At 64.4% G+C, this 12,471-nt stretch carries 10 protein-coding genes; 2 read left to right on the top strand and 8 right to left on the bottom strand.

The window, feature by feature from the left end; translation table 11 throughout:
- Window positions 1-17 precede the first annotated feature (17 nt).
- A complete protein-coding gene (locus tag ACMHYJ_RS09485) occupies window positions 18-623 on the top strand; it encodes a YhbY family RNA-binding protein (protein ID WP_414245930.1) in 606 nt (201 codons plus the stop codon).
- A gap of 96 nt (window positions 624-719) precedes the next feature.
- On the opposite strand, the gene greA is transcribed toward ACMHYJ_RS09485, so the two are convergent.
- From greA to carA, 5 genes are all read right to left on the bottom strand, one after another.
- Window positions 720-1,196: a transcription elongation factor GreA gene (greA, locus tag ACMHYJ_RS09480; RefSeq protein ID WP_414245929.1), complete on the bottom strand. Its 477-nt coding sequence runs from the start codon at window positions 1,194-1,196 to the stop codon at window positions 720-722.
- A gap of 396 nt (window positions 1,197-1,592) precedes the next feature.
- The gene (locus tag ACMHYJ_RS09475; protein ID WP_414245928.1) at window positions 1,593-2,924 is read right to left on the bottom strand and encodes a solute carrier family 23 protein; all 1,332 of its coding nucleotides are present in this window, start codon (window positions 2,922-2,924) and stop codon (window positions 1,593-1,595) included.
- Between the two features lie 184 nt (window positions 2,925-3,108).
- Window positions 3,109-4,005: an SDR family oxidoreductase gene (locus ACMHYJ_RS09470; RefSeq protein WP_414245927.1), complete on the bottom strand. Its 897-nt coding sequence runs from the start codon at window positions 4,003-4,005 to the stop codon at window positions 3,109-3,111.
- 8 nt (window positions 4,006-4,013) lie between these two features.
- A complete protein-coding gene (gene carB / locus ACMHYJ_RS09465) occupies window positions 4,014-7,253 on the bottom strand; it encodes a carbamoyl-phosphate synthase large subunit (protein WP_414245926.1) in 3,240 nt (1,079 codons plus the stop codon).
- A gap of 16 nt (window positions 7,254-7,269) precedes the next feature.
- Window positions 7,270-8,436: a glutamine-hydrolyzing carbamoyl-phosphate synthase small subunit gene (carA, locus tag ACMHYJ_RS09460; protein WP_414245925.1), complete on the bottom strand. Its 1,167-nt coding sequence runs from the start codon at window positions 8,434-8,436 to the stop codon at window positions 7,270-7,272.
- Window positions 8,437-8,593: 157 nt separating this feature from the next.
- Here carA and tal point away from each other — a divergent pair, with 157 nt between their 5' ends.
- Window positions 8,594-9,541 carry a transaldolase gene (gene tal / locus ACMHYJ_RS09455; protein WP_414245924.1) on the top strand — a complete coding sequence of 316 codons (948 nt, stop codon included), beginning with the start codon at window positions 8,594-8,596 and terminating at the stop codon, window positions 9,539-9,541.
- A gap of 24 nt (window positions 9,542-9,565) precedes the next feature.
- On the opposite strand, the gene ACMHYJ_RS09450 is transcribed toward tal, so the two are convergent.
- Genes ACMHYJ_RS09450 through iolG form a run of 3 tightly spaced genes read right to left on the bottom strand, consistent with a single transcriptional unit; the run spans window position 9,566 to window position 12,466 of the window.
- On the bottom strand, window positions 9,566-10,420 hold the full coding sequence (locus ACMHYJ_RS09450) for a MurR/RpiR family transcriptional regulator (protein ID WP_414245923.1): 855 nt from the start codon (window positions 10,418-10,420) through the stop codon (window positions 9,566-9,568).
- On the bottom strand, window positions 10,420-11,448 hold the full coding sequence (locus ACMHYJ_RS09445; RefSeq protein ID WP_414246033.1) for a Gfo/Idh/MocA family oxidoreductase: 1,029 nt from the start codon (window positions 11,446-11,448) through the stop codon (window positions 10,420-10,422). Before ACMHYJ_RS09445 ends, ACMHYJ_RS09450 begins: the two co-directional genes overlap by 1 nt.
- Window positions 11,449-11,473: 25 nt before the next feature.
- Window positions 11,474-12,466 (bottom strand): inositol 2-dehydrogenase, encoded by a 993-nt coding sequence (gene iolG / locus ACMHYJ_RS09440; protein ID WP_414246032.1) that lies wholly within the window; start codon window positions 12,464-12,466, stop codon window positions 11,474-11,476.
- Between the last annotated feature and the right edge of the window lie 5 nt (window positions 12,467-12,471).

Raw genomic sequence — 12,471 nt, 5'->3', positions numbered from 1 at the left:
TCCCGTACAATTCCAGTATGCCGAAACTTGAACTAAACCCCCAGCAGCGCCGCAGTCTGCGTGCCGCTGCCCACCCTTTGCATCCGGTCGTCCTGATCGGGGACAAAGGCCTGACCGACGCTGTGCTGGGTGAAATCGACCGCAGCCTGGCGGCCCACGAACTGATCAAGGTGCGTGTGTCGGGCGCCGAGCGCCCCGACCGCGAAGCCATGCTGGAAGCCATCTGCGACGCGCTGTCATGCGCGCCCGTGCATCATTTGGGCAAAACGCTGATTATCTACCGTCCCGATGTGCTTGCGCAACAAGCCGCCGCCGAAGCCCTGAACGCCACCCGGGCCGTGCGCAAAAAATCCGAACCTTACGTCCCCAAGAAACAAGCCGCCAACCCGGCCTCGGCCAGCGCGGGCCAGCGGCCCAGCCGGCGACCCGCCGATGCGCCGGGCCGCGACAGCCTGGACGCGCCGCGCCGCCGCGCCGATGGCGACCGCCGTCCCGCCCAGGACGACCGCCGCCCCAGCGCCCGGCGGGCGCGCCCCGCGGGCGCTGCTGCCGCCCACGGCATTCCGCGCCGCAGCGGCAGCGCCCTGTCGCTGCGGGCAGGCGCCCGGCGCGGCTCTCGATAAGCCCCCAAAAGCCCCCCACAGACGGCCCGGCACGCGGGGCGCCAAGCGCCCCGGGTCGGCATGCGCCGCCGGGGCTGGTTCGCAGGCGCGTGCCGATTACTGATAGCTGACCGAGCAGACTTCGTATTCGCGCACCCCGGCCGGGGCGCGGACTTCAACGACATCCCCTTGGCTTTTGCCGATGAGCGCACGCGCCACGGGGCTGGAGACCGAAATCATATTGGCGCGGATGTCGGCTTCCAGGTCGCCCACGATCTGATAGGTCAGGCGTTCGCCGGAGGCCAGATCTTCGATCTCGACGGTGGCGCCGAACACGGCCTGGCCGTCCAGATCCAGATCGGCGGGATTGATGATCTGGGCATTGGACAAGGTGCCTTCCAGTTCCTGGATGCGACCCTCGACGAAGCCCTGGCGTTCGCGGGCCGCGTCGTATTCCGCGTTTTCGGACAGGTCGCCCTGGGCGCGGGCTTCGGCGATGGCGCTGATGACCTCGGGACGCTCGACGGTCTTCAGACGATGAAGTTCGGCTTGTAAACGCTCGGCTCCGCGAGCGGTCAAAGGAATCGCAGCCATAGTTTTCTGACTCAAAGTAAAAAGACGCCCCATGCGCTGGGGCGCCTGACAACAAGAAAAATACAAGAACGGGAGATACCCGGTGTTTGTACCCCGACAGCCTGGATGGATGAACCAGGAAGGAATACGGATCGGACGCCGCGGCACGACGCCTGGTGGCGCAAAGCGACGGCAAAGCATGCCGGTGACTGCCCGTGGTGGCCAGCGGCGGCGCCCGTGAAAAACCCCGGCCGCAACCGGGGTGACAGGCACATTGTGGTCAATCTCAAGGAAAAAAGCAAGCGCCGCCCTGAAAAATCAACCAGGCGCGGAACCGGCGGCCTCTCCTACCCGCGCGAACCGCGTGGGACGCCGGAGCGGGCGGCGCCCCGGCAGCACCGCCGAGGCCCGTCGCGCCTATGCCGCAGACGCCGCGGGCCGCCGGCGGCCGCGCAACAAGGCGTACAAGAGAATGGCGCCGAACGTGGCGGTGCCGATGCCATCGAGCTTGAAGCCGCCGATTTCCAGCGAAAAATTGCCCGCACCCAGAATCAGGGTGACCGCGGCCACGATCAGGTTGCGGTTATCGGAAAAATCCACCTGGTTGACCACCCAGATGCGGGCCCCGGCAATCGTGATCAAACCGAACACCACCACGGCCATGCCCCCCAGTACGGGGGCCGGAATGGCCTGGATGACCGCCCCGAACTTGGGCGAGAAGCCCAGCAGCAAAGCCACCAGCGCCGCCACCACGAACACCAGGGTGGAATAGATTTTGGTGACCGTCATGACCCCGATGTTTTCGGCATAGGTGGTGACCCCGGTGCCGCCCATGGCGCCGGAAATCATCGTAGCCACCCCGTCGCCCAGAAAGGCGCGGCCCAGGTAGCGATCCAGGTTCTGCCCCGTCATGGCGCTGACGGCCTTGATGTGGCCCAGGTTTTCGGCCACCAGGATGATGGCCACCGGCGCAATCACGCTGATGGCATGGGCCTCGAACACCGGCGCGGTCAGCTGGGGCAAGCCCAGCCACGAGGCCGCCGCAATCGCCGAAAAGTCGATCGGCGCGCCCAGGCCCAGCCCGTTGGTCAGGATGGCATACAGGATACAAGCCAAGAACAGGCCGACCAGGATCAGCAGGCGCTGGATCAGCCCGTGGGTATACACCGCCACCCCGCCGACGCACAACACGGTGACCAGGGCCATGACCGACTCGAACAAAGACCCGCCCATGGCGCTCTTGGCGGCCAGGGGGGCCAGGTTCAGCCCGATCACCGCCACTACCGCGCCGGTCACCACGGGGGGCATCCAGTGGTCGATCCAATCGGCGGCGGCCCCCTGCCGGGCATTGACGGCCATGGTCAGCAGGCCGATCCCGGCGTAGATCAGGCCGCAGACGATGATGGCTCCCAGGGCCACCCCGATATTGGGGTTGGGCCCGCTGCCGGCATAGCCGGTGACGGCCACCACCCCGCCGATGAAAGCGAAACTGGATCCCAGGTAGCTGGGCACCCGTCCGCCGACGAACAGGAAGAACACCAGCGTGCCCACCCCGGACATGAGGATCGCCATGTTCGGGTCGAAGCCCATGATCAGCGGGGCCAGGATGGTGGAGCCGAACATGGCGACCACGTGCTGCGCGCCCATGGCCACGGTCTGCGGCAAAGGCATGGTTTCATCGGGCTGCACGACAGCGCCTTCAGCGGTGCCCGAAACCCGCCGCCAGCGCGGAAAATAAGTGTTGTTCATGATGTCGCGGCCCAGTGGCCGCCGGTGTGGGATAAAAGTGGGAAGCTGCGCAAGTTTACGGCGAAACGCCGCGCCGATGAAACACCAGCGGCACTCAGCAGGAAAACGGCATGATCCGGCGCGCTGCGCCGCGAATCCCCCGACCGGATCGAGACCCCTGCGCCCGCCACGGCCCAAGGCGGGCTCAGGGTTTCCCGTCTTCCGGTTTCCCGTCGTCCCCGCCCGGCAGCCGGGGCTTGCGCTTGCGGCCCGCCGCCACCGCGTCATACAGGGCATCGGGCACCAGCCGCAGCAGTCGTCCCACCCAGGCCATGGGCCAAGGGATGACGCGGTAGCGGTCGCGCGCCTCGATGGCGCGCACGGCCTGCGCCGCGAAACGCGCCACCGGCATCAGAAAAGGCATGCGGTAAGGGTTGTGCGCCGTCATGGGGGTGGCAATGAAGCCCGGGGCGATGGTCACCACATCCACCCCGGAGCCGCGCAATTCTACGCGCAGACTCTCGCAATAGGCCCGCACGGCGGCCTTGGAGGCGCTGTAGGCCCCCGCTCCCGGCAGGCCGCGCACGCCGGCCACGCTGCCGATGCCCACCAGCACGCCCCGCCGCTGGGCGCGCATCGGCGCGATGAACGGCTCAAACGTGGCCACCATGGCCAGGACATTGGTGTCGAAAATCGCTTGAAAGACCTGAAAATCCTCTGGTTCGGCAGTCAGGGTGCCCGCGCTGATGCCGGCGCAGGCGATAACGCCATCCACCGGCCCCAGAGACAGGAAATCCTGGGCGGCCGCCCGCAGGGCGGCGCGGTCGCGGACATCCAGGGCATAGACCCGGTGCCCCGCCCCCGGCAAGGTGTCGCACAGCGCCCGCAGGGCATCCACGCGCCGTCCGACCAGGCCCAGGGCGGCCCCCCGGGCCGCGTATTGCCGCGCCAGGGCCTGGCCAATACCGCTACTGGCCCCGGTGATGAATATCCGGTGATGCGCATCACTCGCCGCCAAAGGCGGCGGCCCGGATGGCGCGGCCCCCGTCGCGCCATCCGGGGCGGCGGGCGCTGCCGCAGGCACGGGCTGCGCGTCGGCCATGGCGCGCGTCAGCCCGCCACGGCGGCGTGCATGGCCTGCAGGGCGTAGACTTTCAGCCCGCCGCCGTGACGCAGATACTGCAAGCCTTCGACCGCCGCCCGCGCCCCCGCGATGGTGGTGAAGAACGTGACCCGGTTGGCCAGCGCCTGAGTGCGGATGGTGCGCGAATCGGCAATGGCGTTGCGGCGTTCTTCGACGGTATTGATCACCATGGCGATCTCGCCGTTTTTCAGCATGTCCACAATATTTGGACGGCCTTCGGTGACCTTGTTGACGACCTCCACCGCCAGGCCGGCGGCCTCGATGACGGCGGCCGTGCCCCGGGTGGCGATCAGTTGGAAGCCCAGGCCCGCCAGGCCACGGGCGACTTCGACCGCGCGCGGCTTGTCCTGGGCGCGCACGCTGATGAAGACTTTGCCGGATTCGGGCAGCCAAGCCCCGGCGGCGATCTGGGATTTGACGAAGGCTTCGCCAAACGTATCGCCCACGCCCATGACTTCGCCGGTGGATTTCATTTCCGGCCCCAGGATGGTGTCCACGCCGGGGAATTTCACGAAGGGGAAGACGGCTTCCTTGACGCAATAATGCACGGGGGCCGGAATGGCCGTGACGCCTTGCTGGGCCAGGGTGCGGCCCGCCATCACGCGGGCGGCGATCTTGGCCAGCTGGCGGCCGGTGGCCTTGGACACATAGGGCACGGTGCGCGAGGCGCGCGGGTTGACTTCCAGCACGTACACATCGCCGTCCTGGATGGCGAACTGCACGTTCATCAGGCCCTTGACGTTGAGCGCGCGCGCCATCAGCGCCGTCTGGCGCTTGATCTCGTCCACGATCTCGGGGGACAGGGAATACGGCGGCAGGCTGCAGGCCGAGTCGCCCGAATGCACGCCGGCCTGTTCGATATGTTCCATGACACCGCCCACGACGACGTGTTCGCCATCGGCCAGGCAGTCCACGTCCACTTCGGTGGCGTTGTTCAGGAAATGATCCAGCAGCACGGGGGAATCGTTGCTGACTTTGACCGCCTCGCGCATATAGCGTTCGAGATCCTGCGGTTCGTGCACGATCTCCATGGCGCGCCCGCCCAGCACATAGCTGGGGCGCACCACCAGGGGATAGCCGATTTCGCCGGCCAGGGCCAGGGCTTCGCTTTCGGTGCGGGCCGTGCGGTTGGCGGGCTGGCGCAGGCCCAGCTTGGTCAGCAGTTTTTGAAAGCGTTCGCGGTCTTCGGCCACGTCGATGGAGTCCGGGCTGGTGCCGATGATGGGCACGCCGTTGGCTTCCAGGGCGCGCGCCAGCTTGAGCGGCGTCTGGCCGCCGTACTGCACGATCACCCCCACCGGGTTTTCCTTGTGGACGATCTCCAGCACGTCTTCGAGCGTCAGCGGCTCGAAGTACAGGCGGTCGGACGTGTCGTAGTCGGTGGAGACTGTCTCCGGGTTGCAGTTGACCATGATGGTCTCGTAGCCGTCCTCGCGCAGGGCCAGCGCGGCGTGCACGCAGCAGTAGTCGAACTCGATGCCCTGCCCGATGCGGTTGGGGCCGCCGCCCAGCACAATGATCTTCTTGCGGTCGGTGGGCGCGGACTCGTCTTCTTCTTCGTAGGTGGAGTACATATACGCCGTGGTGGTGGCGAATTCAGCCGCGCAGGTATCCACGCGCTTGTACACCGGGCGCACATTCATCTGGTGGCGCAGCTTGCGCACTTCCGCTTCGGTGGTGTCCAGCAAGAACGCCAGGCGGCGGTCGGAAAAGCCCCGACGCTTCAGGCGGCGCATGGTGTCGTCGTCCAGCTCGGACAGCGTGTGCTGTTCCAGGGCCAGCTCGATATCGACGATTTCCTTGATCTGCGCCAGGAACCAGGGGTCGATCTTGGTCAGCTGGTGGACTTCGTCCAGACTGAAACCCTGGGCAAAGGCGTCGCCCACGTACCAGATGCGTTCGGGGCCGGGCTCGCCCAGCTCGATCTGCAGGCGTTCGCGGTCGGTGGTTTTCTGGTTCAGGCCATCGACACCGACTTCCAGCCCGCGCAGCGCCTTCTGGAAGGCTTCCTGGAAGGTGCGGCCAATCGCCATGACTTCGCCCACCGCCTTCATTTGCGTGGTCAGGCGGGAATCGGCCTGGGGGAATTTTTCAAAGGCGAAGCGCGGCACCTTGACGACGACGTAGTCCAGGGTGGGCTCGAAGGACGCCGGGGTGGCCCCGCCGGTGATTTCGTTGCGCAGTTCATCCAGCGTATAGCCCACGGCCAGCCGCGCCGCGACCTTGGCAATGGGAAAGCCCGTGGCTTTAGAGGCCAGGGCCGAGGAACGCGACACGCGCGGATTCATCTCGATGACGATCATGCGGCCATTGGCGGGATTGACGGCGAACTGCACGTTCGACCCGCCCGTATCCACGCCGATTTCGCGCAGCACCGCGATGGAGGCGTTGCGCATGATCTGGTATTCCTTGTCCGTCAGCGTCTGCGCGGGGGCCACGGTGATGGAATCCCCCGTGTGCACGCCCATGGGATCAAGGTTTTCGATGGCGCAGACGATGATGCAGTTGTCCGCGCTGTCGCGCACCACTTCCATCTCGAATTCTTTCCAGCCCAGCAGGGATTCTTCGATCAGGAGTTCGCGCGTGGGCGAGGCTTCCAGGCCGCGACGGCAGATGGTCTCGAATTCTTCGGCGTTGTAGGCGATGCCGCCGCCCGTGCCCCCCAGCGTGAAGCTGGGGCGGATCACCGCCGGGAAGCCGGACGTGCCGATCTCGGCGGCGATGCGTTTTTGCACCGCCCAGGCTTCGTCCATGCTGTGGGCCACGCCGGATTTGGCGGATTCCAGCCCGATGGCGGTCATGGCGTCCTTGAACTTCAGCCGGTCTTCGGCCTTTTCGATGGCCGCCGCATTGGCGCCGATGAGTTCGACCCCGTGCCTGGCCAGCACGCCTTCACGATCCAGATCCAGGGCGCAGTTGAGCGCGGTCTGCCCGCCCATGGTGGGCAGCACGGCGTCCGGTTTTTCGGTTTCGATGATTTTTTCGAGCGCCTGCCAGGTGATGGGTTCGATGTAGGTGACGTCGGCCGTTTCCGGGTCCGTCATGATGGTGGCGGGGTTGCTGTTGACCAGAATGGTGCGAAAGCCATCGGCCTTCAGGGCCTTGCAGGCCTGCGCCCCGGAATAATCGAATTCACAGGCCTGGCCGATGATGATGGGGCCCGCCCCGATGATGAGAATGCTTTTGATGTCTGTACGCTTTGGCATGGGATGACGATATCGGTTATTTGGACTGGGCTTTGTGCTGGGCCATCAGGTCGATGAATTTGTCGAACAGCACCAGGATGTCGTGCGGGCCGGGGCTGGCTTCGGGGTGGCCCTGGAAGCAGAACACGGGCTTGTCGGTGAGCTCGAAGCCCTGCAGGGTGCCGTCGAACAGGGACTTGTGCGTGATGCGCGCATTGGCGGGCAGGCTGTCGCCGTCCACGGTGAAGCCATGGTTCTGGCTGGTGATGAACACGCGGCCCGTGTCCAGGTCCTGCACCGGGTGATTGGCCCCATGGTGGCCGGTTTTCATTTTCAGGGTGCGCCCGCCCAGGGTCAGGCCCAGCACTTGCTGGCCCAGGCAAATGCCGAACAGAGGAATCCCGCGATCCAGCACGGCCTGGCAGGTGTCCACCGCATACTGGCAGGCGGCGGGGTCGCCGGGGCCGTTGGACAGGAACACGCCGTCCGGGTTTTGCGCCAGGATGTCGGCCACCGGCGTGGTGGCGGGCACCAGCGTGATGCGGCAGCCGCGGTCGGCCAGCAGGCGCAGGATGTTGGTCTTGATGCCGTAGTCGTAGGCCACCACGTGGTATTGGGCGTTTTCCTGGCGGCGGAAGCCCTGCCCCAGCTGCCAGGTGCCCTGCACCCAGGCGCCGGCCTTGGGGGTGGTGACCTTCAGGGCCAGATCCTGGCCCTCCATGCCGCCGAAGCCCTGGGCGAATTCCACGGCGCGGGCCACGTCGTCGCCCACCAGGATGCAGGCCCCCTGGGCGCCGCGTTCGCGCAGGATGCGGGTGAGTTTGCGGGTGTCGATGTCCGCGATGGCCACGATGCCCTGGGCTTTGAGGTATTCGGGCAGCGATTGCCGGGCCCGGAAATTGGACATCAGGGCCGGGCAATCGCGCACGACCAGGCCGGCGGCGTGCACGTGGTTGGATTCGACGTCTTCGCCATTGACGCCGGTGTTGCCGATGTGGGGATAGGTGAGCGTGACGATTTGGCCGTTGTAGCTGGGGTCGGTCAGGATTTCCTGGTAGCCGGTCATGGCGGTGTTGAAGACGATCTCGGCGACGGTGTATCCGTCGGCGCCGATGGAAACGCCCCGAAATACAGTACCATCAGCCAAGGCGAGAATTGCTGGAACATGCCCTGCGGGCCCCTCTGGAAATATGGACGACAGCAAAATGTACCCCGGTTGTAAAGTCGATATATAAACCTTCCTATTATACAGCCCGATCAGGGTTTTTCCTCATGACCACCCGGTTTCGCCTGCCAATTTTCTTCTGCAAAATGGTCTAAAGTAAGTCTTTTCAACTGCTTTCGCCAAGGTCTCAGCCTTCATGACCCACCAACTCGACGCCTTGCGCGCACTGACCACCGTTGTCGCCGACACGGGCGATTTTGAAACCATGCGGGCGTACCGGCCCACGGACGCCACCACCAATCCGTCGCTGATCCTCAAGGCCGTGCAGCAGGACGCCTACCGGCCGCTGCTGGATCAGGTGCTGCGCGACTACCCCGCCGCCCCCCTGGCCGAGCAGGTCGACCGCCTGCTGGTGGCGTTCGGCCGCGAAATCCTGGCCATTGTGCCGGGCCGGGTTTCCACCGAGGTCGATGCCCGCCTGTCCTTCGATACCCAGGCCAGCATCGAGCGCGCCCGCCAGATCATCGGCCTGTATGAATCCGTGGGCATCGGCCGCGAACGGGTGCTGATCAAACTGGCCGCCACCTGGGAAGGCATCCAGGCGGCCCGGGTGCTGCAAGCCGAGGGCATCCAGTGCAATCTGACGCTGCTGTTTTCCCTGACGCAGGCGATTGCCTGCGCCCAGGCCAAGGTCACGCTGATTTCGCCGTTTGTGGGGCGTATTTACGATTGGGTCAAAAAAGCGGCGGGCAGCCAGTGGGATGAAGCGGCGCACACGGGGGGGAATGATCCCGGGGTGCAGTCGGTGGCCCGCATTTATCGTTATTTCAAGGCCTACGATCTGCCCACTCAGATCATGGGGGCCAGTTTCCGCAATATCGGCCAGATTCGGGCGCTGGCGGGCTGCGATCTGCTGACGATCAGCCCGGCGCTGCTGGGCGAACTGGCGGCATCCACCGATCCGCTGCCCGCCTGCCTGACGGTCGAGGACGCGAAGGCGAATGCGCCCGAATGGCTGGCCAGCAACGAGGTCACGTTCCGCACGCAGCTGAATCAGGATGCCATGGCGACGGAAAAACTGGCCGAGGGGATTCGGGTTTTCACGGCGGATGCGGTGCAGTTGGATGGCTTGCTGGGGAGGTGAATGGCTTGGCGGCGGTGCGATGGCTTACTTCGGGTCCTGCGCCAGCTCCAACCGGTAGGACAATGCGACAAACAGGCTCTGGGCCAGGCAAAGGGTGCATGTCAGCGCACGAAAACCGAAAATTTCCGCTTCCTGGACTGTCAGCGTGGCGCTGGCCCGGCTGGACAGGGCATTCAATCGGCTGTCCGTAATGGCCACCAGTTTTGCGCCATTTTCAAGCGCCTGATCGACGATGTCCTGGGTTTCCGTCGCATATGGCGTGAAAGACACCGCCAGCATCACATCGCCCGGCCTGAGTGAACGCAACTGACTGGCTTGCTGGCTACCCAGGCCGGTCACGAGCTGGATGCGCTTATTGGTATGCTGCAAGGCATAGCTCAGATAGGCGACCACCGAAAAAGATCGGCGCACCCCCACCAGCCAGATCGTATCGGCTTCAAATAACAAATCAACGGCGCGCGTCAGGCTGGACTCGTCCAGCATGTCCCGCAGTCGTTCCATGCCAACGATGCTGCCTTCCAAAAAGGCGCGGGAAATCTCGCCGCTGCCCATGGGGTCGTTTTGATCAATGACGCCGCGGATACGGGCTTGGTAATTGCGCCAGGGCGCAACATGCTGGGCGATCGCATCACGAAACAACCGCTGCATTTCCGAAAATCCCGAGAAACCAAAATGTTTGGCGAACCGGACAACCGCCGAGGGCTGTACCTCGCAGGCATGGGCGACATCCTGAATGCCCATGAGCCCAAGCCGTTCGCTATTGGCTTCGATAAACCGGGCGATCTGCTTGAGCTGCCGACTGAGCCGAGGATATTGCAGCGTCACTTCGCTCAACAATTGATCCGGGCTGGCCGGCGGGGGGGTCTGGGGGGCCTGCATCACAGATCGACCGGCTGGCCGCTGGACAGCGACTGCGTGATGGCCAGGCCGATCCGCGTGGCTTCGCTCGCGTCGTCCAGCGTCAGCGCCACCGGATGTTCGCCACGGCAAGCATCCACAAAATGCTGCATTTCCCTTAAAAACGCATCGGCGAAGCGTTCGTAGAAATCGGCGGTGGATTGATAGCGCACACCATATGCGTCGCTGACCACCACCCGATCGCTGGCAGCCCCATGGCCGACCAAGAGCTTGCCTTCTGTGGCAATCACTTCTGTTTGTGTTTCGTGGCCATGCGCAAAAGTGCGGGAGGCATAGAATACGGCACGTGAACCATCCTGGAATTCGACGATCGCCAGTCCGTTATCCACATCATGATAAGGCTGCAGCCCTGTATGCACGGCAATTGTCCCGGTCGCAAAGGCGCGCGTCGCTTTCGGCCCGCCCAGCAGCCATCTGGCAAGATCAATGTCATGCACACTGCAGTCCATGAAAATGCCGCCCGACTGGCCGGCATAATCGACAAAAAACCCTGAAGGATCATTGCGGTCGCAAGTCTGTGAGCGCACCAGGAAAGGCCGGCCCAGCACCCCGGACGCCAACTGCCGCTGCGCGTTCTGATAGCTGAGATCGAATCGGCGCACGAACCCCACCATGGCGACCTGTTCAGGGTGCTGTCGGCCAACCGCCAGCACCCGCTGGCACGCCGCCATGTCCAGCGCCAGCGGTTTCTCGACAAAGACGTGTTTGCCCGCTTGCAACACCGCGATCACTTGATCCGCATGCAAGGCCGTGGGGGTCGCCAGGACAACCGCGTCCAGCGTCCGGTCATTCAGCACGGCGTCGAAATCCGTATCAAAATCAGGAACCCCCAGTATGTCGCAAGCGTAATGCCGATCCTGTTCGTCCGCACTGCAGGCCCGACACAGTGTTGCGCCGGGGATATGCTGGGCAATATTGGCGGCATGCCGACGCCCCAGTCGGCCCAAACCGACAATACCGACACGCAAAGAAGTGTTTGTCTTAACCATAATGAACCATGATGAACGACAGGAATCAATCAAAAACGACGGCCTGGCCACTGGCCAGGGATCGCGCAGCCGCATCGGCCAAGCGCTGTGCCGCCACGCCATCGGCGATGCCGGTTCGAAAAGAGGCACCGGTTTCCAACTGCTGAAAAAAGTGCTCTATTTCCAGCCGATACGCCTCGCGGTAGCGTTGCAGGAAAAAATGCTCGGGCTTATCGAGATGCACACCCCGCGCATCCATCTGGCATACGGCGGTAGGGCGCAGATTCTCGCAAGCCAGCAGGCCGGCGGATCCCAGCACTTCAAAGCGCTGGTCATAGCCATAGGCGGCACGCCGCGAAGCGTTGATCTGGCAGAGGCGGCCCGAACGGGTACGAAGCGACACCACGACGCTGTCGACATCCCCTGCCCGCCCGATCGCCGGGTCGACCAGACTGGCGCCTGTTGCACTCAGCCAAACGGCCTCATCGCCAAGTATCCAGCGGAATACGTCAAAATCATGAATCAGCATGTCACGAAAAATCCCCCCCGAACTGCGGATGTAATCTATCGGGGGCGGGGCGCAATCCCGGCTGGTAATCACCAGCATTTCCGGCGTGCCGATCTCGCCGTCATCCAAACGCCGCTTGGCTTCGCTGAAACTTGGATCGAAGCGGCGTTGAAAACCGATCATGCAGGCCACCCCAGCTTTGGCAACCGCTTCGGCGCACTCCTGGGCGCGGGCGGTTGAAAGATCGACTGGTTTTTCACAAAAGATATGCTTGCCGGCCGCTGCCGCCTGCTGGATCAAGGCGCTGTGCGTCGTCGTGGGCGTACCGATGATGATGGCGCTGACCGCCGGATCCTGGAAAATTGCGTCGGGGTGCGCGTCCGCGCGGGCCCCGTATTTTTCAGCAAGCCGCCGCGCCGCCTCGGCAAAGGGATCGCTGATGTATTTAAGCTGAACACCAGGCAAACCAGCCAGATTGGCGGCATGGATGCCGCCGATGCGGCCCGCACCAAATAACGCGACTTGCTTCATGGAAA

Source organism: Castellaniella hirudinis, from assembly GCF_047468865.1.
Classification (GTDB): domain Bacteria; phylum Pseudomonadota; class Gammaproteobacteria; order Burkholderiales; family Burkholderiaceae_B; genus Castellaniella; species Castellaniella hirudinis_A.
Note: the sequence above shows the minus strand (reverse complement) of the source record. Positions and strands in the feature narration are given on the sequence as shown.